This is a genomic window from Sorangium sp. So ce117, assembly GCF_051524395.1.
In the GTDB taxonomy this organism is placed as follows: domain Bacteria; phylum Myxococcota_A; class Polyangia; order Polyangiales; family Polyangiaceae; genus Sorangium; species Sorangium cellulosum_B.
In genome coordinates this window covers 2,870,126-2,893,964 of sequence record NZ_CP150309.1, presented here as the reverse complement: position 1 = coordinate 2,893,964, position 23,839 = coordinate 2,870,126, and the positions used below count along the sequence as shown (strand labels likewise).

The following is a 23,839-nucleotide window of genomic DNA, read 5'->3' as shown; positions in this document are numbered from 1 at the left end:
GCGCGATCACGACGATCGCGGCGAGCGGTTCGGCGTGGACGGGCGGCTCCCCCTGACATAGGATTGCGCGGTCCGCGACGCGGCGACGCCTTGCGTCGTCCATCACGCTCGGAGGCTCCAGTGTCCGGAGGCAAGTTTGCGCTCCTCGAAGTACCGGATCTGAATGGTGGGGAACCGTCCTACCTGCGCCTCGGGGCCGCCGCGCCGCTCGGCGAGAGCGCGGGCGACGATCTCGCCGAGCGGATTCAGACGTTCACCGACGACGACCGAAAGCGGGACGGCTCGCCCAATTTCGTGCCTGTGGGCGAGCGAAAGGCCGAGACCGCGAAGCTGCACACGAAGGGCGGCTGGCGCGATCACACCGACGGCAACCGCATCTCGACCACCAAGGGCGACAAGGTCGAGGTGATCGGGGGGAACTACCGCCTGCTCATCCTCGGCCGCGGGGAGCACCAGGCGGGCTGGGACGTGTCGGGAGGGCACGTCACCGAGGTCAGCGAGACCTTCGGCGGCGGCACAACGATCGAGTGGGTGCAGAACTACGGCGGGACGTGGAAGGTCGTCGAGACGACCATCAAGGGCGAGGTGCACACCCTCTACCACGGCGACGTCTACGACCATTACTTCGGGAAGATCAAGGAGAGCCAGACCGGCACGGACACGTTCCCCACGCTGAATGTCACCGACGATTTCATCGATGACAAGAACCCGCCCTCGCCCCAGGCGATCCCGACGGACAACCCCACGATCGTCGACAGGACGTGGGCCAAGAGCATCTCGTCCTATACCGGCTCGGAGAAGCTGCCGGTGCCGTCGATCTCGGACGAGACCTGGGCGGAAGTGATGGTGACGAAGACGAACGCCACCTCGATGACCGACGAGACGACCGTCAAGGAGGAGTCGAAATCCACCCTGCGCGCCGCGTCGATCACGTCCTCCACCAAGGTCGACGGGACCATGGATGACCACACCGAGGCGGACATCATCAAGAGTTATACGAAGGCGAGCAAGATCATCTCCGAGACCCACGCCGACACCGAGGACGATATGTACGGCGACGCGGACTCCTACACGCAGGGCAACAGCAAGACCGTCGTCGAGGGGATCGAGACGACGATCAACCTCGGCATGGTCAACGAGGTCGTCCTCGGGGGGATGATCGAGGCGACGCTCGGCGCGGAGGTGACCTTCACGGCCGGCGGCATCGTCGACGTGACCGTCGGGCTCAAGGCGGATTTCAGCTTGACCGGGAGCATCGACGTCTCCGCCGGCCCCACGCTCGAGATCAGCCCGGCGGGCGTGGAGCTCCACATGAGCAAGACGGAGATCGCGCTCGCCAACAAGATCGTCTCGGCGTTCAACCTCTTCGTTTGAGGGCGCGAGCACAACGCTCCACGCGCCACCGGATACGGAGCTCCCATGGCCGGCGATGGCAAGTACGGTATCCTCCATGTGCCTGATTTCGGCGACGGCATGTCGTCGTACCTGCGCATCGGCGCGGCCGAGGGCGACGAGTACACCTGGCGAGATCACACCGACGGCAACCGGGTCATCACCACGCGGGGCGACAAGGTCGAGGTCATCGGGGGCACGTACAAGATGACCGTCCTCGGCCACCGCGAGTTCGAGGGCGGCTGGAAGGCGGAGGACGGGCAGATCAACGAGAAGAGCATCACCTTCTACGGGTCGGGTGAGTTCGACTTCATCCAGGGCCCCCGCGGCGAGAAGCGCCTGCGCGAGAAGACCGTGAAGGGCGAGGTGCACACCACCTACCACGGCGATGCCTTCGAGTTCCATTACGGCAGCAAGCTGGAGAGCGTCACCGGACACGACAGCCCGCCGCGCAACCTGGACGAGATCACGGACCCCTGGGGGCTCCCGTCGTCAGGCGTCCTCGGGGAGAACCCCACGATCGTCGACAGGACGTGGGCCAAGAGCATCTCGTCCTATACCGGCTCGGCGAAGCTCCGGGTACCCTCGATCTCCAACGAGACCTGGGCGGATACGATGGTGTCGAAGACGCACGCCACGTCGATGACCGACGAGACGACCATCGACGGACCGTCGAAGTCGACGATGAAGGCAGGGTCGATCACGACCTCGACAACGGTCACCGGGACCATCGATGACCACACCGAGGCCGACATCATCAAGAACTACACGAAGGCGAGCAAGATCATCTCCGAGACCCACGCCGACACCAAGGACGAGAAGTACGGCGACGCGGACTCCTACACGCAGGGCAACAGCAAGACCGTCGTCGAGGGGATCGAGACGACGATCAACCTCGGCATGGTCAACGAGGTCGTCCTGGGGGGGATGATCGAGGCGACGCTCGGCGCGGAGGTGAGCTTCACAGGCGGCATCTCGGCGAGCGCCACGATCGGCCTGGAGGCGTCCGTCACCGTCGCCGCGTCGCTCGAGGCCAGCATCGGGCCCACGCTCTCGATGGGGCCGGAGAAAGTGAAGGTCACCCTGGACCGGGGCAAGTTCGTGCCCGTCCGCACGAACATCGCGGCAGTCCACCTCATGACGTGACGCGCAAGCGCGACGACCCTCACGGATGGCGAACAAGAATCTCACCCCGTTCCTCTTCGGCAGCAAGGTCACCTCGCGGAGGCCGCCCCAGCCGGAGATGACCCTGATCGTCCGGGCGAAGTTCATCCTCACGCCCGGAGCGCCGCTCTCGCTGCCCGAGGGCCACCCGGCGCTCGCGCAGGAGACGCTGCGCGGCGACGTGTTCCACGACGACGATCACGAGCAGACCGGCGAGTGCCTGTACCCGAGCGATCTGGCGGACTTCAAGCCCCACGCCGACGTGCTCTTGCTCGGCACGTGCCACACGCCGGGCAAGGAGCGCATGACCGAGTGTCCGGTGCGGTTCGGCGTCGGGTCCTGGTCGAAGATCCTGCGCGTGGTCGGCGAGCGCGTGTGGATGGATGGCCTGCTCGGGCCCGCCATGAGCGATCCCGTGCCGTTCGACCGGATGCCGCTCGGCGATCGGCGCAGCTTCGGAGGGCCGGGGCACCCGCTCAACCCGGTGGGCAGAGGCCACGGGACGCGCGAGCTCCCCAACGTCGAGGGCGCGGACGATCTGCTGCTGTCGCGCTCGGATCGGCCGGCGCCCGCGGGGTTCGGGCCCCTGTCGCCGAACCGGCCCGATCGGCGCGCCCGGGTCGGGAAGAACTACGGCAAGGCGTACCGCGAGAAGCGAGCGCCGTATTTCGCCGACGACTTCGACTGGACGTATTTCAACTCGGCCCGGCCCGATCAGTGGCTCCCGTACCTGCGCGGCGACGAGGAGCTCCTGTTCCAGAACCTCCACCCGGACGCGGAGGTCTTCCGATCGCGGCTGCCGGGCCTCCGGATCCGCGTCTTCGCGAACGACGCGGAGCGCGGGTTCCGGGAGGTGCCGATGCACCTCGACACGCTGCTCGCCAACCTGGACGAGGGGGCCCTGTTCCTCACGTGGCGCGGCCTCACGGAGGTGACCGACGACGACCTCTCGCGCGTCACCACGCTCGTCGCCTCCGAGCCGCTCGACGGGCCGGCGCTGCCCGAGGAGCATTACCGGGAGATCCTCGCGCGCTTCGAGGCCGATCCGCTCGAGATCGAGGAGCAGCTCGCCCCGGAGCTCAAGGAGGAGTGGGGGGCGCTGCAGGCGCTGCAGAAGAAGGGCGACGGCGCGGCGCCGCGCGACGGCGGCGACGCGGCGGGGCTCGACCCGCTGTCGGCGCTGCTCAAGGCCCGGCTCGGCGACGTCGCGAAGCCGCAGCAGGAGAGGATCGGCCGGGCGATGGCGGGGCTCGCGGGCGTCGCGTTGCCGGGGGGGAAGATCCTCGGCAGCATCATCGCGGAGGCGCTGCGCAACCTGCCGAAGGCCTCGCAGGCCCTGCCGCCGATGAGCTCCGGCGCGTCGCCCATGCTGATGGACGCGGCGCTCCGGACGGCCTTCCGGCGCGTCGCGCGGGCGGTGGAGGAGGCGAAGACGCTCGCTGCCGCGCGCGGGACCCAGGTCCCGGCGCTCGCGGCGTGGGACAAGCTCGCCGGCGATCCGAAGCTCGCGTCGATGGGCCTCTCCATGGCCCCGCCGCGGCCGCCCGGGCAGATCGGGCCCGGGAGCGACCTCCGCGACCAGGACCTGAGCGAGCAGGACCTGAGCGGCCGCGACCTGACCGGCGCGGACCTCACGGGCGCCATTCTCACGGGCGCCAACCTCCGGGGCGCCAGGCTCACGCGCGCCATCCTCAAGCAGGCCGTGCTGTTCGACGCCGACGTGAGGGAGGCCGATTTCACGGGCGCGGACCTGAGCCTCGCCACCCTGCAGAGCGCTTCGGCAGAGCGCGCCGTCTTCCGCGGCGCCACGCTGGAGGGCACCACGTTCGACGGCGCGCGGCTCATGGAGGCCGATCTCTCGGGCACGCAAGGGTCGCAGCTCGTCTTCTCGAGGGCGGACATGACGGGGGCCGTCGCGCGCGGGGCGGCGTGGGCCGTGGCCTTCCTGGAGGACACCGTGCTCGAGCGCGCGGACCTGTCGCAGGCCTCGCTCACGCGGTGTTTCGTGTCCAAGGTCAAGGGCGCCTCCGCCACGTTCGCGGGCGCCACCCTCACCGGATCGAGCTTCTCCGGGTCCGACCTGACCGGCGCGATCTTCACGGGCGCGCGGGGCGACGGGAGCGTGTGGATGGGCGCGACCCTCACCGGCGCGGATCTCGGCCTCGCCGTGCTGACGGGCGCCCTCTTCAGCGAGGCCACGGCCGACGGCGCGAGCTTCTTCGGGGCCAACGTGCGGGGCGCCCGGTTCGACCGGGCAAACCTCACGCGCGCCGACTTCACGCGGGCGAACCTCTTCGAGGCGGACCTGCTCAGGGCGCGGGTCCCGGAGGCGAAGTTCGTCGACGCGAACCTCTACGATGCGAAATTCTATGAAACCTCGGGATCCGGCTGTGATTTCAGGGGGGCGAACCTGAAGAAGTCGACGCTGGAGCGAGATCGATGACCCCGGACGAGCTGAGGGCGCTGCTCCAGGCGGGCGAGGCGCTCGAGGGCAGGACGCTCGGCGACATGGATCTGCGCGGGGCCGACCTCCGCAAGGCGCGGCTGCGCGGCGTGAAGCTCGGGCGGGTGCAGCTGGAGGGCGCGGACCTCTCGGGGGCCGATCTCCGCGGCATCAAGATGGCCTGGTGCGCGCTCCGCGGCGCGGACCTGTCGGGCGCTGATCTCCAGGGCGCGGCCGTCGCCCAGTGCGACCTCTCGGGCGCGAACCTCGCCGGCGCGAACCTCACGGGGGCGAGCCTGGTCCGCGGGCAGCTGACCGGGGCGAACCTGCGCGGCGCGCGGCTCCAGGAGGCGAACCTGGCCGAGTCGAAGCTCGCGGGGGCAGAGCTGTCCGGCGCGACCCTGAAGGGCACGCGGCTCGACCTTGCCGACCTGTCGGGCGCGGCGCTCGACGGGGTGACCGTCTCGCAGTCGTCGTTCACGCGGGCGGATCTCTCGGGCGCCTCGCTGTCGCAGGCGCGGATCGAGGGCTCGTCGTTCACCGAGGCGAACCTGACGCGGGCCGATATGTCGGGCGCCGAGCTCGACACGGTGGTGTTCCTGAAGGCGGATCTCCGGGAGGCCGTGCTCCCGAAGAAGCTCACGAAGACGGTGTTCGACGGCGCGCGCCTCGGCCGGCTCGACCTCTCCGGGGCGGACCTCTCGGGCGCGGCGCTGGAGGGGATGGACTTCGCCGGGGTGAGCTTCGAGAACGCGAACCTCACGCTGTCGTCGCTCCAGGGCACGGACCTCCGGGGCGCGAGCTTCCGGGGCGCGACGCTCGACCAGACGGTGCTCGCGAGCTGCGACCTCACCGGCGCGGACTTCCGGGGCGCGACGCTGAGGTCGTGCATGCTGTACCGGGCGCGGCTGCCGGGCGCGGATCTCTCGGGCAAGGACCTCGAGATGGTGGTCTTCAAGGAGGCCGATCTCTCGGGCGCCGACCTGTCCGGATCGCGGCTCGTGCGCTGCGTGCTGGAGGGGGCCAACCTGACGGGCGCGAACCTGACGCGCGCGCTCGTCTCGCAGACCACGCTGCGGACCGCGGTCGTGGAGGGCGTCACCTTCGAGAAGGCGATCTTCGACTGCGTGGACTTCTCCGGCGTGGACCTGACGCGGGCGTCGCTCTCCGGGCTGACCATCTCGCGGTGCTTCTTCGTGCTCGGGAACCTCTCGGGGATGGACCTCTCGGGGTGCAACCTGTCGAACTGCGACTTCACCTCGTGCAACCTGGAGCGGACCCGGTTCGACGGCGCCATCCTGGCGAACGCGAACTTCAAGGGGGCGAACCTGCGGCAGGCCTCGCTGGCGGGCGCGATGGCGAAGGCCGCCTTCTTCGGCGACGGCGTGCTCGCCGGCGCCGGGCTGACGCAGGCGATGCTCCGCAATGCGATCTTCGTGAAGGCCGATCTCTCGGGGGCGAACCTCGCGGGGGCCGACATCCGGGAGACGGTGATGCACGAGGTCCGCGCTGCCGGGGCGCTGTTCGTGGGGGTCAAGGCGCACCACGCCGATCTCTCGCACGCGGACATCTCGGGCGCCGACTTCACCGGCGCGGACCTGCACTGGGCGAACCTGCACCACGTCCGCGACGAGAAGACACGTTATCTCGATGCCAACCTCGCCACGGCGAGGCGCACGGACGTCGATCGGCTCGAGGCCGAAGCATGGATGCCGCCCGAGCGGCGCTCGCAATGAAGGAGGAGCGATGTCGATGGGAGCCATGAAGGAGAGCGATCGCGCGGCGGCCGTGCGGGTGGACGCGGCGGCGGGCGAGGAGCACGCCCTTCGGCCGCGCGGCGCGGACGTGCTGCGGATCGGCCTCCCGCGGGCCGGGGGCGCGGCGGCCGGCGACGCGGGCCAGGAGGGCGCCGCGGCGCTCCCGAGGGAGTACCTGGGCCCGGGCCGAGTCACGGCGGCGGAGGGGGGCGCCATCGCGGTGGAGCTGCCGGGCGGCCAGCCGGTCGCCGTCGAGATGGCGCTCGCGCTGCCCTACGAGCCCGCGGTGGGCGACACGCTGCTCGTCATCGGCAGGGAGGAGCGCTACTACGCCATCGGCGTGCTCCACGGCGCGGGTCGGACGGTGCTGTCGCTCCAGGGGGACGTGGCGGTGCACGCGAGGGACGGAGAGCTCTCGCTGTCCGGGGACAAGGGCGTCGCGATCCGGGGGCCGGAGATCGAGGTGCAGGCGGGCAAGATCCGGATGGTGGCCGACGCCGTGGTCCAGAGGTTCACCTCGATGGTCCAGCGGGTGAGCGCGCTGCTGAGCGTTCAAGCGAGCGAGTCGCACACGATCGTGGAGAAGACGGCGTTCACGAAGGCGAAGAACGCGACGATCCTGACCGAAGAGACGGTCACGGTGAACGGCAAGCAGATCCTCTTGGGATAGGAGGCCGGCGCGATGCTCCCTGCGAACAACAAGTGCACCGGCATGAGCGCCGGCTACCCCGACGTCTGCCTGTCGCCTGCGTTCGGCCCGTTCCCGTTCCCCAATTTCGACCCGAACGCGGTGAAATTCCCGTTCTCGTTCAACGTGTGGTTCTCGATGGGGCCTGCGCTGAGCCTCCTGGCGCGCGCGATCCTCACGATGGGCGACTGGCTGGGCACGCTGCACTGGACCTTCATGGGATCAGGCCAGTACACGTTCGGCAACGTGCGGGTCTTCATCAACTATGCCCCCGCCACGTCGCTGCTCTCTCCGAGGGCCGGCAACAATTACAACTGCTTCATCGGCGTCCAGGTGTTGCCGAGCGTGACCAACGTCTTCATCACGTACAACGGGGGCAGCGCCGGGGGCGAGCGGCCCGCCGGCGCCCCGATGCTGGCCGATCTGGACGCGCTTGTCGCGTCGCTCCACCCGTGCGGCGGCGCGTCGCCCGTCGAGAGCGTCCAGCTCGAGCCGGGGGTCGGGTACGTGAAGATCCGCACCTTCTCGCTGGACGTGCCCGCCCGGGTCCACACGGCGGTGAGGGCGCTCGAGGCCGAAGGGCTGGAGACGCTCGTGCTGGATCTGCGCGACAACCCCGGTGGGGAGCTGACGGCGTTCCTCGAGCTCGCGGGCGACTTCCTGGAGCCGGGGAGCGTCCTCGGGAGGGCGATCGACGCGGACGGCGACGAGATCGTGTACCGGTCGAGCCACCGGGATCCGTGCCGCGCGCCGCTGTGGATCCTGGTGAATGGCGGGACGGCGTCGGCGGCGGAGCTCTTCGCCGGCTGCCTCCAGTGGCACGGGAGGGCGGTCGTGGCGGGGGAGCGCACCTACGGGAAGGGGACGGCGTTGAAGGTCGCGGCGGATCCGGAGGATCACGCGCCGGTGCTCGCGCCGGCGGCGAGGATGGTCCTGCCGGGGGGAGAGCCGATCCAGGGGACGGGGATCCGGCCGGATGTCGAGCTGGGGGCGATTGAAGGGGCCGATCGTGGCGGGGAGCGGCGATCGCTGATGGACTTGATCGCCGGCGCGAAGGCCTGAGCGCTAGTTCCGCCCGCCAGAGGTCCGGTCAGGGATCCGGAGAGAGATTTCAACGCAAAAGCGCAAAGGCGCAAAGGCGCAAGAAAGAACAGATTTTTTGTTTCTTTGCGTCTTTGCGCTCTTGGCGTCTTTGCGTCGAAATCTCTCTTCATTTGCGAGACAGATCCCTGGCGGGACTCGTGACACGCGGGACTAGCCGCCGCTCGGCTCAGGGGCGTACCGCGAGGTACACGGTGCTCCAGAGCTGCACCGCGTTCGACTCGTCGTGGTGCAATCGCTCCGCGCCGAAGGGGACCAGCTTGTAACAGCCGCCCTCGAAGGCCCAGCTCCAGAGCTCCCGCGTGCTCGCCTCGCGCGTCGCCGCGATGACCTCCCAGAGCGCGCTCCGCGCCCGCTCCAGCGCGCCCCGCGCGCGCGCCGGCAGATCGCCGCGGCCGAGCTGCCGCTCGAGGCCCGCGGCCAGCATCGCCTGCTGCCACGACCACGTGACCGTCCCGTGGTAATGGGCCGCCGTGAAATCCCTCTGGATCGCCGGATCCTGCGCGAACGCGGGGTTCGCGACCAGGATCCCCACCGGCGTCCGCAGGCCGGCCGGGAACGGGCGGATCAGGCGGCCCGCGATCTCCTCCAGCGCAGCGGGCGGCGGCTCCGTGAACAGGAGGACGAAGCTGTCGTCGGAGTGCATGATGGCAATCGGCTTCCCCTCGCTGTCGAGCGCGACGGCAGGGAACGAGAGCATCCCCGAGAGCGACGCGAGCGCCGGCGCCGCGTCCAGGCCCAGCGACGCCGCATAGGACGACACGCGCCGCCTGGCCTCGTCCTCCGGCAGCTCCACACGGAAGAACACGCCGGCGTCCTTCCACGCGCGCGCGAGCCGCTCCGCCCGGCCGGCGCGCTCCGCGTCCGCGCCGAGCAGCGGGCTCGCGAGCAGCCGCGCCGACGCGCGGAGCGCGGCCGGAACCAGCGCGGCGTTCACGTCGTAGGGGATCCGGCCGCCCGCCAGGCCCTCCTGGCTGTCACGCCACTCGCCCACCTTCGTGCCCGCCTTGAGCCCGATCAACGTCATCGGATCCCCCGTCTCGGCGAACGGGGCGGCGAGGTGGAGCACGAGCGCCACGTTCCGCGCGAGCGCCTCCGCATACGTGTCGCCCCCCGGCGTCCGGCGCGACAGGAACTCTGCGGCGCGCTCCCGACCGGCCGCGCTGCCGAGGAGATACTCGGCGGCGACCGGCGCGAGGAGGAAGTCGTCGTCGATCATCTTGTAATCGTAGATGGGCTCGCGCAGCGCCCCGGGGATGCCCGAATCGAGGTGCATGAGCGCCGCGTACTCGCCGATCGCCTCCTCGTGCGCGACCTCACCGGCCAGGCTCAGCCGATCGAGGACCGAGCCGAGGCCCGCCTCGACAACCGCCGGATCGAGGACGGGCAGGAGCATCCTCACCGCGAGCAACGTGTCCCGGCCGAAGTACGTAAGGAAACGCCAGGACCCGGCCAGCAGCTTCTCCCGGTACGCGAGGAAGCCGAGCGCCTGGCGGTGGCGCGGCTCGTCGCTCGCGCGCTCCGTCACGAGCTCCTCGAGGGGCACCGGCGTGAGCGGCGCCTCGTCCGAGAGCGCCGTCACCCGGACACGGAGGCCGCTCGGCCCTGCCACCAGCTCGATCCGGCCGTCGTCCCCGAGCGCGGCCGTCGTGCCGTCCTGCGGCTCGATGAGCAGCTCGAGGTGATGATCGCCGTCCAGCATCGTCCGCCGCACGGCAATCGCCGCGCCCCGCTGCGAGGCGAACGCCTCGACGTCGTTCCCGAGCCAGGCCGGAACCTCGGCGTCGCGCCCCACGTCGCGGAGCGTACGGACACTCCCTAGGAGCACCCGATGGACACGCAGCACCGGCGCCTCGCTCGCGAGGAGCGCCGACACGCCGCGCATGACGCCGGGCCGCTCCACGCGCTCCACGTCAGAGACGTCCCCCTCCACCGAGAGATCGACCGGCGCGGGCAGAGAATCGAACCACACCGCGATTCCCATGTTGCCTGCCGGAAAAGCGACGATGAGCCGCGGCGACACGCCCGACGTCGTCAAGAGATGGGCAGCGATATGACCACGACGGAAAAAATGGTTGTCTATCTGGCCTTCTTGCAGATCGAAGGCCAAGAGCTCAGCAGGTGGGGGCGCGGAGGGCGCCTCGCCGTGCGGTGCGCCGGAGACGCAGGAGGCGGCAAGCAGCGTGGACAAGGTGGCTCCCCTCAGGAATCGCTCGGTCTTCGTGGGCCTCGTGGGCACCGCGGGACCGTACCCAGCCGGGGCGCGCCTGCCAAGGACCAAGGGTCTTCGGTGGCCGCCAGCTTACGTCTGCGACGCGCTGGCCGTTTATCGCGAGTTTTCAGCGAAATTTACCGAGGCAGGGCGGATTCGGCAGGACGCCTGGGAGGGCGTCGCCACGGCCTCACTCCGCGCGGCACGCCTGGCTCCGGAAACGGACGCAACGGACGCAACGGACGCGACGGACGCAAGAGGCAACGAAGCAACGGACGCGACCGACCAGAGCACCAGAGGGCACGATCGCGATGACGAGATGACGAAGAAAGAGTTCACGCCTTTGTTGCCCTGTGATAACCCATCCGAGAACTCAGTTGTTGATAATGGGTTCGCAGCAGGCGAATGGCCTGCGAGCCATTTTGAGGAAGGGGGTTCGAGATGGACGAGAGCATCTCCGGCCAGGCCGCGGCCGGCAGCAATGGTTCTGAACGCGCGAAGCTCAGCGTTCCGCAAGAGGGCCTGATCACCACCTGGGTTGATGGCAGCCTCGGCGTCGTCGAAGAGGTCGTGCGCGCGGGGTTCGGCTTCCTCGAGGACGTGCGCGTCGAGACGCAGGAGCGGCTCGGCGCCACGCTCGACCTGCTCGAGGGGATCGATCGCAGCATGTTCCGGGTCGCGCGCAAGACGCTGGCCCGCATGGACGGAATCAGCGAGCGCGCCATTTCGAGCAGCCAGCTCGGCTGGTTAGCGCTGCTCGGCACGATCCGCCGCACGTCGCAGGGCGCGGCGGGGCTCGCCTCCGAGACGGTGGTCGCCGTCGTGGGCGAGCGCAAGGCGACTCAGCAGCTCATCATGCGATCATCGTGAGCCCGACGAGCCCACAACGCCGTTCCATCCGCCGGCGGTAGAACCGCTCTTCATAGCGGGGTGCAGGTTCGTGGGATATGGGCGCAGCCGCCAGGCAGCGAGCGAGGCGTACGCCGGTCAGCGCCCCTCGGCCCCCCGCCCTGGCTTCCGCCGGCGGTAGAGACCGATGACCAGCGCGAGCACGGCGGCGCCCAGCCCGGCGATGGCGATGAGCCGCGCCGTCGTGCTCCACCGTCCGAACGGCCACGGGCTGGCCCGTCCCGCCCTGTCCGCCTCGTCGCCCGCGCGGGGGAGCGGGACGAGCGCGCGGCGGGCCGCCGCCGCCTCGACGAGCGCGCGGCGGACGCCGGCGGCGTCGAGCGAGGCGCCCGCCGGGATGAGGGCGCGCAGCGCGGAGCGCGCCCGGAAGAACGGGGCGCCGTCGCTGCTCCACGCGGCGGGCGCGCTGTCGAGCGCCTCGTCGAGCGCGGCCGGGATCACCTCCTTGACGATCGCGTCCACCGCGCCGGGCGACGCCGACCTCGCGAGCGCGATGTAGCCGGCGTCCTGGATCCCGCGGCGAAGGCTCTTCAGGCGCATCGAGGGGAGCACGCCGGGAAAGCCGACGGATCGGGAGGAGAACGCGCCCCGCTGCGTCCCGGGATAGAGCAGCATGCCGTCGCCGAGGCACGCGTCGCCGTCGCGGTTGTGGAAGTTCTCGGCGACCGTGAACGGGTCGATGGGCCCTTTGCCGCCGCGGTTGCCGTCGTGCCAGAACGCCGTCTCCCACAGGAACCAGCGGTCCACCTCGTGGGAGGCCGCGATCCAGCCGTCGGCCATGAGCCCGGTGAGCGGCGCGTCGATCATGAACGTGCCGGTCCGCGGCAGCGCGCCGTTGTACACCCAGAGCCGCTGGCCCGCCTCGCGCGCGGCCCGCGCCCACGTGGAGTCGAAGCGGTTCGCCGGCGTGAGCACGAGGTCGACGTCCTGCTCCACCGGAGGGACCTCGCCGCACGAGTGCCCCACGAGGACGCGCGACGACAGGCGCGAGCCGCGGATCAGCCGGCGCCAGCCGGGCCCGCGGGGGCTCTCGCACTGCTCGTCGATCGCATAGAGCATCACGTCGTCCACCGCCGGCGGGAGGAGGTCCGCGACCGCCTCGACGCGGTGGAGGGTCGCTTCCGCCGGATCGCCGAAGCCGCCATAGGCGCCAAGCGCCACCGCCCCGGGCGGCACGCCCGCGCCCGGCCCACGGTAGCCGCGCGCCTCCGTGAAGAGCGAGCCGTCGATCGCCGCGCGCAGCCGCTCGACCTCGGCGGGGCTCCGGACCGACGCGAAGCCGTCGACGTGGTGCTCGTGGAGCAGCTGCCAGAGCTGCTGCTCGACGGCGGGCCCGTCGCCGACCCGCGCGGCGACCTCGTCGACGTCGTAGAACGCGATGAAGTCGACAGCGCCGTACGGCAGCGTCGCGGGGGCGACGTCGAGCTTCAGCTCGAGCGACGCGAGCTCGCCGTGCGACGCCGATCCGACCACCACCCTCCCCTCGTAAGCGCCGGGGAGGGCGCCCTCCGGGACGTGGAGATCGATCCAGACCGCCCGGGTCTCGCGGGCGCCGACCTCGAGCGGGTACGGCGCCCAGGGGGGCGCGAGCTCGACCGGGATGAGCGCGTCGGGGAGGAACCCGAGGTGCACGTCGTCGGGCGGCCGCGCCGCAGGGCTCCACCCGAGCGACTCCCGGGGGCGCTGCTCGTTGCGCGAGCGCTGCGTGATCTCGACGTAGTGCTCGACGAAGCGGCGGATCGAGATCGCCCCCTCGGGCGCGGCTCCCTGCCCCTGCGCGGGCTGCTGCGGCGCCGGCGGCGCCTTGGCCGGCGCGCCCGGACCGGCCGCGGGGCCGAGCGCGGAGAGCTCGACCGTGACGCCGCGCACGGGCTCGGCGCCGGACTCGACGACGACCTGGAAGGCGACGACCTCCGCGCGGAGCGCGCCGAGCCGGATCGGCTCGCCGGGCCGGAAGACCGCGTTTCCTTCGCCGCGCGAGAGCGGCAGGCCGACGTCCTCCCGGCGGACGCGCGTGCCGTCGTCGGCCACCCAGACGCGCGCGCGCTCGGGCTGCCCCTCGGCGGCGGCCGCTTTCGCGAGCGCGCCGCACGCCATGGCGGAGAGCAGCGCGGCGGGGAGGTGCGGGAAGGATCGCGGCATGTCGCTCGGCTCTCCGAGGAGGAGCGACCGCCAGGGTCGGCCGCAGTGCCATCCTAGGGGCGCCGCGCCTGCGCCCTCAAGCGCGGCGGTTGACAGGCCGGCGGGGCTCGGGCGATCTCGCGCCGTGGATCTGACCAGAGCGGCACTCCTCGCCGGCGGCGCCGCCGTGGCCGGCGCCATCAACGCGGTGGCCGGGGGCGGCACGCTTGTGTCGTTCCCCGCGGCGATCGCGGCGGGGCTGCCCCCGCTCGCGGCGAACGCGACGAACGCCGTGGCGCTCACGCCGGCGTCGCTCGCGTCGGCGTGGGCGTATCGCCGCGAGCTCTCCCGGGACTACCGGGTCCTCCGCGTCCTGTTCCTGCCCTCGCTGCTCGGCGGCGTCGTGGGCTCGGCGCTCCTGCTCGTGACGCCGCAGCGCGTGTTCGACGCCGCGGTGCCGGGGCTCGTGCTTGTCGCGACGCTGCTGCTGCTCTGGCAGAACCTGCGCCCGGCGAAGCCCTCCGCGAACGGCGGCGCTGCGGATCCCGGCGCGGAGCGCTTCGCGCTGCCCTCGCGGCCGTGGCTCGTGTTCCTGCTCCAGTTCCTCGTGAGCGTCTACGGCGGCTACTTCGGCGCGGGCATCGGCATCATGATGCTCGCGCTGCTCTCCTCGTTCGCGGGCGACGTGGACATCCACCGGCTGAACGGGATCAAGACGGTGCTCGCGAGCCTGATCAACGGCGTGGCGGCGCTCGCGTTCCTGTTCGCGGGCGCGGTCGACGCGGTCGCCACGCCGATCATGATGGCAGCGGCGGTGGTCGGCTCGCTCGCCGGCGCCGTCGTCGCCCGCCGCATCGAGCCCAGGAAGGTGCGGTGGTTCGTTGTCGCGCTCGGCCTCACGCTCACGGCCAAGCTCGCGTGGGACCGCTTCGGCGGCTAGCTCGGCGGCTAGCCCGGACGGCTACGCGACCCGCGGCGCCTCGAGGCTCATCATGAAATGGGAGGCGGGCATCCTGAGGGTGTCGCCCACGAAGCGCTCTTCGATCCGGCCGAAGGACCGGTCGGCGAGCCGCCGGAACGCCTGCGGGGTGCGGATGTAGTCGCCGCGATCGTTCTTCGCGATGAGCCGCGCCAGCGAGGACTGGCCCTCCCAGAAGGCGGTGTCGAGCGTGATCACGCGGCCCGAGGGGCGGATCGAGCGCGCGACCAGCGAGAGCAGCGAGCTCGCCACCTCGTCGTCCACGTGGTGCAAGAGGCCCAGCATCAGGACCCGGTCGAAGGGGGCCAGCGCGCGCGCGTGCAGCTCGCCGAACGGCTCGTCGTAGAACCTGGCCCGATCCCCGTGGCGCGCGCGGGCCGCCGCGATGTGGCGGCGGTCGGTGTCGAACCCGTGGTAGTCGACCGCCGGCAGGCGATCGAAGTAGTACGCAGGGCCGCAGCCGATATCGAGCACGCGATCGCCGGGGCGCAGATCGAGCGCCTCGAGGCACGCGCGCCGGGCCAGGTCGGCCCCGACGAGGCGCTGGGAGAGGACGTACAGGGCGGCATGGCCGCGATCGAGCAGGTGGGAGGAGAGCGCCATGAAAGGGCGGCGAGCCTAGCTCGCGCCCGGCGGCGAGGGTAGCCCCTGCGGCCTCACGTCCTCGGCCGGATTTTCCGCGAACGCCTGGCTCAGCGGCGCCCCCTCCACCGCGAGCGCGATCGCGGCGAGCAGCACCACGAGCCCGACCTGAAGCGAGTAGGTCGAGAAGACGAGCGCCGAGCCGGGGCCCATCACGACCTCCGGCGCGAGGTAAAGCGAGAGCCCCGCATAGACAGCCATCTGGAACGTGCCGAAATACCCCGGCGCGTTCGGGAGGAGGACGCCGAGGTGGAGCACGCCGACGAGGACGGCCGCCCGCGGGAAGTCGATGGGCAGAAGGCCGCACCCGAAGGCCACGATCTGCATCGCCCACACGTTCAGGAGGAAGTACCCCGCCGTCGCCAGGAGGAACGGGGCCGTGTACCGGAGCCGGGGCAGGAAGCCGAGGCCCGAGGCGACGCGCTCCACGGCGTCGGCCAGGCGGCCCGCGAGCTTCGGCGAGACGAGCCCGACAACGCGCTCGGTCGCGCGCCGCGCCCAGGCCCTGCGGAAATAGAAGACGCCTATCGCGACGAACGCCGCGCCGAAGACGGCGAGCGCCAGGTAGGCGGCGCGCGGGACGGCGGCGGCGGGGACCGCGAGGTCGCCGATCCGATCCGGGAGCGGCTCGTGGGGGCGCGCGAGCGCGAGCCCGGCGAGGAGCAGCGCGCTGAGGAACAGGCCGTCGATGATCCGCTCGGCGGCCACCGTGCCCGCCGCCGCCCACGCGGACAGGCCGCGGCGGCGGATGAGCAGCGGGCGCACCGCCTCCCCGGTGCGGAACGGCATCAGCACGAGCGCGCCATAACCAATGAAGGAGACGGCGACGACGCGCCGGAGCGGCACGGGCTCGATGGGCTCGAGCAACCACGTCCAGCGGTGGGATCGAAGGTAGAGCGCGGCGACATAGAGCGCGCCGTGCAGCGCCAGCGCCCACCACGTCACGCCCGCGAACGCGGCCCTGTCCGGCACGACGGGCAGCCCCCCGACGCGCAGCACCCACGCGCAGCCGAGCGCGACGAGGAGCGACGCCGCGATCGCGAGGCGATGCCTCTGCAGGCTCCGGGACCGGAAGAGGCCTCGCAGCGACGCCGGCTTCGCCATGCTCATGCGGCCGCGTCTACCACGGCCCTGCTGCCCGAGGTAGCGAAGCACCATCGCCCACGGTTCGCGCCGTGTAAGTTCTTTCGTTCTGATCTATCCTCCGGCGCCCCATGGAACCCATGAAGGTCGTCCTGCTCGCCGGAGGCTTCGGAAGCCGGCTCGCCGAGCACACCGAGGCTCGCCCGAAGCCGATGATCGAGATCGGCCCGTATCCGATCCTCTGGCACATCATGCAGATCTACGCGGACCACGGGTTCAACGATTTCGTCGTGGCCTGTGGCTACAAGGGCGAGGTCATCAAGGATTACTTCCACAACTTCTACGTTCGCAGCGCGGACTACGTGGTGAATCTGCGAGACGGCGCCCAGCGCTTCGTCCGGAGCGCCGCGCCGGACTGGACCGTGGCCCTCGTGGACACCGGGCTCAACACGATGACGGGCGGCCGGCTCCGGCGGCTCGACGCGTGGCTCGACGGCCCGCGCTTCATGTGCACCTACGGAGACGGCGTGGGCGACGTGGATATCCGCCGCCTCGTCGAGTTCCACAAGTCCCACGGCAAGCTCGCGACGGTCACGGCCGTCCGCCCGCCGGCGCGCTTCGGCGGGCTCTCGCTCGAGGGCAACCTCGTCCGCGAGTTCTCGGAGAAGCCCCAGTCCGGCGAGGGCTGGATCAACGGCGGGTTCTTCGTGTTCGAGCGGCGCGCGCTCGAGTACATGACCGACGACACCACCGTGCTCGAGCGCGAGCCGCTCGAGCGGCTCGCCTCGGAGGGCCAGCTCGCGGCGTACCGGCACGACGGCTTCTGGCAGCCGATGGACACGCTGCGGGAGAAGCGGCTCCTCGAGTCGCTGTGGGAGTCCGGCAAGGCGCCCTGGAAGACCTGGGCATGACCGGCCGCGGCGCCTCGTTCTTCGCCGGGCGCGCGGTGCTCGTCACCGGGCACACGGGCTTCAAGGGCAGCTGGCTCTCGCGCTGGCTGACGCTCATGGGCGCGCGCGTGGTGGGCTTCTCGCTGCCGCCGGAGGGGCGGCCGAACCTGTTCGAGCTCGCGGGCATCGCGGGCGACGTCACGTCCGTGACCGGCGACGTGCGAGATCTGCCGGCGCTGCTCTCCGTGGTCGAGGAGCACCGGCCGGAGATCGTGCTGCACCTCGCGGCCCAGCCGCTCGTCCGGCGCTCGTACCGCGAGCCCGCGGAGACGTTCGCGACCAACGTGATGGGGACGGTGAACGTGCTCGAGGCGTGCCGGCGCGTGGGCTCCGCGCGCGCCATCGTCGTCGTGACCTCGGACAAGTGTTACGAGAACCGCGAGTGGGTCTGGGGCTACCGCGAGGACGAGCCCATGGGCGGGCACGACCCGTACAGCAGCAGCAAGGGCTGCGCCGAGCTCGTCACGGCGGCCTACCGGCGCTCGTTCTTCTCCGGCAGCGGCGCGGCGGTGGCGTCCGCGCGGGCGGGAAACGTCATTGGCGGGGGCGATTTCTCGGAGGATCGGCTGGTGCCCGACATCGTGCGCGGCGTCGCCGCCGGGGAGCCGATCGTCATCCGCAACCCGCTCGCGACCCGGCCCTGGCAGCACGTGCTCGAGCCGCTCGGGGGCTACCTCCTGCTCGCGCGGCGGCTGTGCGAGGCGCCCGCTGCCCACGAGGGCGGGTGGAACTTCGGGCCGCGCGACGGCGACACGTGCGCGGTCGGCGGCGTCGCCGAGCGGCTCATCCAGCAGCTCGGGCGCGGCGAGCTCAGGCTCGTGCCGCCCGAGCACCGCTCCGGCCCGCACGAGGCGCAGCTGCTGCACCTCGACATCAGCAAGGCGCGCGCCCGGCTCGGCTGGACGCCGCGGCTCACGCTCGACGAGACCGTCGCGCTGACGGCGCGCTGGTACCGCGCGTACCTCGACGACCCCGCGTCGAGCCGCGCCGAGCTCGACGCGCAGATCCGCGCGTACGGGGTCGATTTCGCATGAGCGCCGGGCTCGGTGCGGTCCTCGTCACCGGCGCCACGGGGTTCATCGGCGCGGCGCTGGCGGCGCGGCTCGCGGCGACGGGCGCGCGGACGGCGTGCATCGTCCGCGCGGAGAGCCCCCGCCGGGCGCGGCTCGCGGGCATCGCCGGGGTGGAGGTCCTGCCCGTCGCGTCGTTCTCGACGCCGGAGCTCGCGCGGGCCGTCGCGGCGATCCGGCCCGAGGTGGTCTTTCACCTGGCCGCATCCGGGGTGAACCCGAGCGAGCGGGATCCGGAGCTCGTGGTGGACGGGAACGTGGGCTTGACGACGCGCCTGCTCGCGGCGCTCGCGGAGATCGAGCCGCACCGGCCGGCGCGCTTCCTCCACGCGGGCTCGTGCTCCGAGTACGCCCCGGCCCAGGAGCCCGCGCGCCTCCGCGAGGATCACCCGCTCGAGCCGGCGTGCGTCTACGGCGCGGCCAAGGCGGCCGCCTACCTCTGCGGCAAGGCCGTCGCGGCGCGGCTCCGGATCCCCTTCGTCGCGCTGCGGCTCTTCGGCGTCTACGGCCCGGGCGAGGGCCCCGCGCGCCTCATCCCTCACCTCATCGCGCGCTTCCGGGCGGGCGAGGCGCCGGCCCTGACGCCGGGCGCGCAGGCGCGCGACCTCACCTACGTCGACGACGTGGTCGAGGCGCTGATCGCCGCCGCGACGTCGAGAGGCCTCGAGTCCGGCCGCGCGTACAACGTGTGCTCGGGCGCGCCGGTGCGCGTCCGCGAGGTGGCCGAGCGCGTCGCGCGCGCGGCGGGCTGGCCCGGCGACGACCTGGGCCTCGGGCGCGTCCCCTACCGGGACGGCGAGCCCATGTGGATCGTCGGTGATCCATCCCACTTCGCGGAGGCGACCGGGTGGCGGCCCCGGATCGCGCTCGACGAGGGGGTGCGGCGCATGATCGAGGCCGCCGATGCAGAGAGGGCGCCGTGAGCGACGCGGAGAGCGGGCGCAGGCTGATCTCGATCGTCGTGCCGGTCTACAACGAGGAGCGCAACGTGGCCCCGCTGTACGAGGCGGTCGCCGCGGTGATGCGCCGCATCGCGGATCGGTACGACTTCGAGCTCGTCTTCACCGACAACCGGAGCACCGACGGGACCTTCGACGAGCTCGTGAAGCTGGCGGCGCGGGACGAGCGGATCCGCGTCTTCCGCTTCTCTCGCAACTTCGGCTTCCAGCGCTCCATCTACACGGGGTACATGAAGGCGCGCGGGGACGCGGCCGTGCAGATCGACTGCGACCTGCAGGACCCGCCTGAGCTCATCCTCGATTTCGTGAAGGAATGGGAGGCGGGCGCCCAGGTGGTTTACGGGATCCGCCGCAGCCGCAAGGAGGGTTATCGGATCACCCTGCTCCGGCGGGTGTTCTACCGCCTGATCGATTTCCTCAGCGAGGATCACCTGCCCCACGACGCGGGCGACTTCCGGCTGGTGGATCGCCGGGTGCTCGAGGTGCTGCGCCAGGTCGACGACACGAAGCCCTACCTGCGCGGGATGCTGGCCACGCTCGGGTTCAAGCAGACGGGCATCGCCTACGATCGGGCCGCGCGGGAGCGGGGCGAGAGCAAGTTCCGGATGAAGGATCTCGTCGGGCTGGCGCTCGACGGCATCCTCAGCCACTCGACCGTGCCGCTCCGGGTCGCGACCTACACGGGGCTCGTGGTCTCGGCGCTGACGCTCCTCGCGATCGCGGGCTACGCCGTCGGCAGGGTCGTCTATGGCGCGGACTGGCCTGCTGGCTTCGCGACGACGACGCTGCTCATCCTGCTCTCGCTGAGCATCAACGCCCTGTTCCTGGGGGTCATCGGCGAGTACGTGGGCCGCATCTACCAGCAGGTGCGCAGGCGCCCGCTCACGATCATCGACCAGAGCGTGGACCGGGCGCCGCCGCGCGAGGCGGGCGCGGCGCCCCAGGCCGAGATCCGCTATTCGCGGACGTCGAGCACGGTGAACCCGCTGTTGGAATAGACGGTCTTGTACCGGTCGATCTGCTTGTTCTGGCCGCGGCGCAAGACGACGTAATCCACGCCATAACGCTCCCGCAGGGTCTGGACGCGGGCCTCGTCGAGGCTGTCATAGCCGTCCAGATCCTTCTGGCCGCGGACCTTCCGGCCGGTGACGGCCTCGAGCCGGCGGAGCCACTCGAGCACGTCGGCCGGGACGATGGGGTTCGACTTCCAGTCGACGACGATCGGCCGCTGCCCGTGGAAGCGCATCTTCTCGCTCTCCGGCGGCGTCAGGAAGATCGCGTCGACAGGGGTGCTTGCCTGCATCCAGGCGTACAGGGACCGCTCGTCGGCGCGCAGGCCGGAGAGGACGCTGGAGCTCCGGCGGATCTCCTTGAGCTTCGGCACGAGAAAGACGAGCAGGACGGCGAGCGCGGCGGCGAGCCCCACGAGCGCGCCGCCGCGCTGCCAGAGCGCGCGGGCGCGCGCGAGGCCGGGCTCGGGCGCGAAGCGCCGGGCGGACTCCGAGGCGAGCCGGGACAGCGCGGCGGCGGCCACGACGCCGACGGCCAGCGCCGGGACACGCGCGGACTTCTCGACGCTGCCGTACAGGGCGAGGACCCCGAGGCCGCCGACGATCAGGGCCATCGCGGTGACGCCGTAGCGACGCCCGGCGGAGGGCTCCAGGAGGACGCGCACCGCTCCCGCGCACCCCAGCGCCGTGAGGAGCAGCTCCGCGTGCGGGGCGACGCGCCACGCGAAGAGCTGCGTGACGGGGCGCAGCCCCGCGAGGGCCGAGAGGCCGACGCACGTCCAGATCACGAGGACGAGCGCGAGGATCAGGGTGACCAGCCTCGCCGCAGGGCTCTTGCGGTTCCTTGTGAGCGGCAAGGCCGCGCCCAGCCCGAGCAGGTGCCACGCGATGAAGCTGAAAAACTCGCGCTCGCGGCCCTGGATGACGAAATGATGAGGGGCCCGGATGGTGGTGTAGATCTCCTGCGCGAGCCTCGCGTCCTTCGCCCCGGCGGTGGCGAGGATCATCGGCGCAAAGAGCGCGAGGACGGCGAGCGGCGGCAGGAGCTGCCGCGAGGCGCGGTGAAAGAGCTCTCTCCGGTCGCGCACGCCGAGCCCGAGGTGCGCGAGCGCGTAGGCGCCGAAGAAGAGGATCAGGTAGTTGGCGTGGAAGAGGCCGCTCGCAGCGAGCGCGATGCCGGAGGCGAGCCACTGGCCCCGCACGAAGAGGGGCACCGAGATCAAGAACGCCGCGGAGCCCAGCGACGAGGGCTGGAGGATGAAATCGAAGACGTAGGTATCGCAGGGACCCCAGGTGCGCGTGAGCGTGGCGAACGCGACGAGCAGGAGGAAGCTGGGCAGCGCGTGGCGGCGATCGACGAGGGCGCGCAGCAGGAAGTAGACGGCTGTCGTGCCGACGCCGATGACCACGGTCTGGGCGATGCCGACGCCCCACCCCTTCTCATTGAGCGCGAGGAGCCCGGCAGCCAGGTACTTGAACGCGGGGTGATAGTGGGTCGTGCTGGTCGCAAACCAGTCCCGCGCGAGGATGTCGGGGTGCACGAGCCGCAGCGACCCGAGCATGTACACGACCTGATTGTTGACGCCGCAATTCCACCCGAACGAGGCCCCGAACAGCAGCGATACCACCGCCGCCAGCGTGACCTCAGCGCGATCCCAGATGCGTTCCAGCACGGACATGGCGGCGCGAGACTACCGCGCGGCCGAGCGCACCGCCAAGGGGCAGCTCGCTCGCTCGCGCGGCGTGTCCGCCGGCGCCTTCGTCGGCCTCGTCTGGCTGGTCTGCTTCGTCTGCCTGGTCTGCTTCGTCTGCTTCGTCAGATTGCGGGCGGCGACGTGACGACGGCCCGGCCCGCCCTCGGGCCCACGAGCACCGGATAGAGGGCGCCCGCGAGCACGCCGCCGGCGAGCGGGGCGAGCCAGAAGAGCCAGAGCTGAGACAGCGCCCCTCCGCCGACGAACAGGGCAGGACCGGTGGAGCGCGCCGGGTTCACCGACATGTTCGTGACCGGGATCCCGATGAGGTGAACCAGCGTGAGCGCGAGCCCGATGGCGATCGGCGCGAACCCGCGCGGCGCGCCGTGATCGGTCGCGCCGAGGACCACCGTCACGAAGCCGAACGTGAGGACGATCTCGGTCAGGAGGCTCGCGAAGAGCGAGTATCCGCCGGGCGAGCGCCCTCCATAGCCGTTCGACGCGAAGCCTGCGTGCACGGCGAACCCGGCGGCGCCGCTGGCGATCGCATAGAGGATCCCGGCGGCGACGATGGCGCCGGCGATCTGGGCGAGGACGTACGGCAGGAGGTCCCGCGCGGGGAAGCGCCCGCCGGCGATCAGGCCGATCGTCACGGCGGGGTTGAAGTGCGCGCCCGAGATGTGGCCCACCGCGTAGGCCATCGTCAGGACGGAGAGCCCGAACGCGAGCGCCACGCCGAGGAAGCCGATCCCCATCCTGGGATACGCCGCGGAGAGCACGGCGCTCCCGCAGCCGCCGAGCACGAGCCAGAACGTTCCGAGAAACTCTGCGGCCGTACGCCTGGACAACGACATCTCCATCTCTTCATCCCCCCCTGCGGCAGGCCCCCTCGGCGCGGATCGACGCGCGGCAGCGGCCGCGCCCGACCGTGGAGCCATCCCGACGGCAGGCGCAGGCCGTACGGTCGACCGGCGGGCACCCCGCCGAGGCGACGCTCCGCCGGCCCTTCGTCGACATTGGATGAGCCCCGGCCCGCCGCGTTGCGGTCGGGCCGCTCCGGATCGGTTCACCTGGTCGAGCGCGCCTCCCCGGCGGCGGCCGGACGGGCCGCGCGGCCCAGAGGCCATGAGGCCCCCGCCGGCGGCGCCTTCGGGAGCCTCGCGCCGCGGACCATCGCCGCGGCGACCTCGCGAGATCGGGGCGCCCTACAGGCCGACGAGCTGCGGCGGGCAGCTGTACGCGTTGCCCATGTGGGTGACGTCGGTCTGCTGGCCAGAGATGCTGTCTCGGTCGCCGGAGAGGGTGGTCCCTGCGTTCGTGTTCTCCAGGACCACGTAGTTGCCGCCCAGGCCATGGGCCTTGTTCTTCATGTCGTTGACCGCGCCCTCCTGCAGGTTCGCATTGCTGGTGAACGCTCCAGACACGGAGCCGCCCTGCTCCCCGATCACCGTCCCCAGGAACCGGCACCCCTGCGGGGCCGACTGCTTGGTGACGATGACCTTCTCGGCGCCGGGGGCGAGCTCGACGGCGGCACACGCGGGGAGGGTCAGGCAACACAGGAGGAGCGCAAACGCACCGTGGATCGATGTCTTCATGGCAAGCACCTTGTGTCGATTGCTACGTGCGCGCGCGAGCGCTTCTTCCTCGCTGGACCGCCGGGCCGGC

The 23,839-nt window shown here is 71.4% G+C and carries 20 protein-coding genes; 13 read left to right on the top strand and 7 right to left on the bottom strand.

Annotated elements, in window-relative coordinates; all coding sequences use genetic code 11:
- The first annotated feature begins 120 nt into the window (after positions 1 to 120).
- Genes WMF46_RS10980 through WMF46_RS10955 form a run of 6 tightly spaced genes read left to right on the top strand, consistent with a single transcriptional unit; the run spans position 121 to position 8,506 of the window.
- Entirely contained in the window at positions 121 to 1,374 is a 1,254-nt protein-coding gene (locus WMF46_RS10980) for a hypothetical protein (protein WP_437985563.1), read from the top strand.
- Positions 1,375 to 1,419: 45 nt separating this feature from the next.
- Positions 1,420 to 2,538, top strand: a complete 1,119-nt coding sequence (locus WMF46_RS10975) for a hypothetical protein (protein WP_437985562.1) — start codon at positions 1,420 to 1,422, stop codon at positions 2,536 to 2,538.
- 25 nt (positions 2,539 to 2,563) lie between these two features.
- Positions 2,564 to 4,999 (top strand): DUF2169 domain-containing protein, encoded by a 2,436-nt coding sequence (locus tag WMF46_RS10970; RefSeq protein ID WP_437985561.1) that lies wholly within the window; start codon positions 2,564 to 2,566, stop codon positions 4,997 to 4,999.
- Positions 4,996 to 6,735 (top strand): pentapeptide repeat-containing protein, encoded by a 1,740-nt coding sequence (locus WMF46_RS10965; RefSeq protein ID WP_437985560.1) that lies wholly within the window; start codon positions 4,996 to 4,998, stop codon positions 6,733 to 6,735. Before WMF46_RS10970 ends, WMF46_RS10965 begins: the two co-directional genes overlap by 4 nt.
- Positions 6,736 to 6,745: 10 nt before the next feature.
- Positions 6,746 to 7,426 (top strand): DUF3540 domain-containing protein, encoded by a 681-nt coding sequence (locus WMF46_RS10960; protein ID WP_437985559.1) that lies wholly within the window; start codon positions 6,746 to 6,748, stop codon positions 7,424 to 7,426.
- Positions 7,427 to 7,438: 12 nt separating this feature from the next.
- Entirely contained in the window at positions 7,439 to 8,506 is a 1,068-nt protein-coding gene (locus WMF46_RS10955; RefSeq protein WP_437985558.1) for a S41 family peptidase, read from the top strand.
- Positions 8,507 to 8,714: 208 nt separating this feature from the next.
- Here WMF46_RS10955 and WMF46_RS10950 read toward each other — a convergent pair whose 3' ends face one another.
- Positions 8,715 to 10,736 (bottom strand): hypothetical protein, encoded by a 2,022-nt coding sequence (locus tag WMF46_RS10950; RefSeq protein WP_437985557.1) that lies wholly within the window; start codon positions 10,734 to 10,736, stop codon positions 8,715 to 8,717.
- Positions 10,737 to 11,198: 462 nt separating this feature from the next.
- On the opposite strand from WMF46_RS10950, the gene WMF46_RS10945 reads away from it, so the two are divergent.
- Positions 11,199 to 11,627, top strand: a complete 429-nt coding sequence (locus tag WMF46_RS10945; RefSeq protein WP_437985556.1) for a hypothetical protein — start codon at positions 11,199 to 11,201, stop codon at positions 11,625 to 11,627.
- Positions 11,628 to 11,744: 117 nt separating this feature from the next.
- Here WMF46_RS10945 and WMF46_RS10940 read toward each other — a convergent pair whose 3' ends face one another.
- Positions 11,745 to 13,808 (bottom strand): hypothetical protein, encoded by a 2,064-nt coding sequence (locus tag WMF46_RS10940; RefSeq protein WP_437985555.1) that lies wholly within the window; start codon positions 13,806 to 13,808, stop codon positions 11,745 to 11,747.
- 124 nt (positions 13,809 to 13,932) lie between these two features.
- Here WMF46_RS10940 and WMF46_RS10935 point away from each other — a divergent pair, with 124 nt between their 5' ends.
- Positions 13,933 to 14,727: a sulfite exporter TauE/SafE family protein gene (locus WMF46_RS10935; protein WP_437985554.1), complete on the top strand. Its 795-nt coding sequence runs from the start codon at positions 13,933 to 13,935 to the stop codon at positions 14,725 to 14,727.
- Positions 14,728 to 14,748: 21 nt separating this feature from the next.
- Here WMF46_RS10935 and WMF46_RS10930 read toward each other — a convergent pair whose 3' ends face one another.
- Together WMF46_RS10930 and WMF46_RS10925 are read right to left on the bottom strand one after the other, a co-directional pair.
- Complete coding sequence (locus tag WMF46_RS10930; RefSeq protein WP_437551752.1) at positions 14,749 to 15,369, bottom strand: SAM-dependent methyltransferase; 621 nt, start codon at positions 15,367 to 15,369, stop codon at positions 14,749 to 14,751.
- Positions 15,370 to 15,384: 15 nt separating this feature from the next.
- Entirely contained in the window at positions 15,385 to 16,518 is a 1,134-nt protein-coding gene (locus WMF46_RS10925; protein WP_437985553.1) for a lysylphosphatidylglycerol synthase transmembrane domain-containing protein, read from the bottom strand.
- 113 nt (positions 16,519 to 16,631) lie between these two features.
- On the opposite strand from WMF46_RS10925, the gene rfbF reads away from it, so the two are divergent.
- Genes rfbF through WMF46_RS10905 form a run of 4 tightly spaced genes read left to right on the top strand, consistent with a single transcriptional unit; the run spans position 16,632 to position 20,468 of the window.
- Positions 16,632 to 17,402: a glucose-1-phosphate cytidylyltransferase gene (rfbF, locus tag WMF46_RS10920; protein WP_437719520.1), complete on the top strand. Its 771-nt coding sequence runs from the start codon at positions 16,632 to 16,634 to the stop codon at positions 17,400 to 17,402.
- Entirely contained in the window at positions 17,399 to 18,475 is a 1,077-nt protein-coding gene (gene rfbG, locus WMF46_RS10915) for a CDP-glucose 4,6-dehydratase (RefSeq protein ID WP_437908399.1), read from the top strand. The genes rfbF and rfbG overlap by 4 nt, the downstream gene beginning before the upstream one ends.
- The gene (locus WMF46_RS10910; protein ID WP_437985552.1) at positions 18,472 to 19,434 is read left to right on the top strand and encodes an NAD-dependent epimerase/dehydratase family protein; all 963 of its coding nucleotides are present in this window, start codon (positions 18,472 to 18,474) and stop codon (positions 19,432 to 19,434) included. Before rfbG ends, WMF46_RS10910 begins: the two co-directional genes overlap by 4 nt.
- A complete protein-coding gene (locus WMF46_RS10905; protein WP_437985551.1) occupies positions 19,431 to 20,468 on the top strand; it encodes a glycosyltransferase family 2 protein in 1,038 nt (345 codons plus the stop codon). Before WMF46_RS10910 ends, WMF46_RS10905 begins: the two co-directional genes overlap by 4 nt.
- On the opposite strand, the gene WMF46_RS10900 is transcribed toward WMF46_RS10905, so the two are convergent.
- Positions 20,426 to 22,159, bottom strand: a complete 1,734-nt coding sequence (locus tag WMF46_RS10900) for a DUF6798 domain-containing protein (protein ID WP_437985550.1) — start codon at positions 22,157 to 22,159, stop codon at positions 20,426 to 20,428. The two genes, WMF46_RS10905 and WMF46_RS10900, sit on opposite strands and share 43 nt — an antisense overlap.
- On the opposite strand from WMF46_RS10900, the gene WMF46_RS10895 reads away from it, so the two are divergent.
- Positions 22,158 to 22,319: a hypothetical protein gene (locus WMF46_RS10895; protein WP_437908395.1), complete on the top strand. Its 162-nt coding sequence runs from the start codon at positions 22,158 to 22,160 to the stop codon at positions 22,317 to 22,319. The genes WMF46_RS10900 and WMF46_RS10895 overlap by 2 nt on opposite strands.
- On the opposite strand, the gene aqpZ is transcribed toward WMF46_RS10895, so the two are convergent.
- Positions 22,297 to 23,028, bottom strand: a complete 732-nt coding sequence (gene aqpZ / locus WMF46_RS10890; protein WP_437985549.1) for an aquaporin Z — start codon at positions 23,026 to 23,028, stop codon at positions 22,297 to 22,299. The genes WMF46_RS10895 and aqpZ overlap by 23 nt on opposite strands.
- A 351-nt stretch (positions 23,029 to 23,379) precedes the next feature.
- Positions 23,380 to 23,769, bottom strand: a complete 390-nt coding sequence (locus tag WMF46_RS10885; RefSeq protein ID WP_437985548.1) for a DUF4156 domain-containing protein — start codon at positions 23,767 to 23,769, stop codon at positions 23,380 to 23,382.
- Between the last annotated feature and the right edge of the window lie 70 nt (positions 23,770 to 23,839).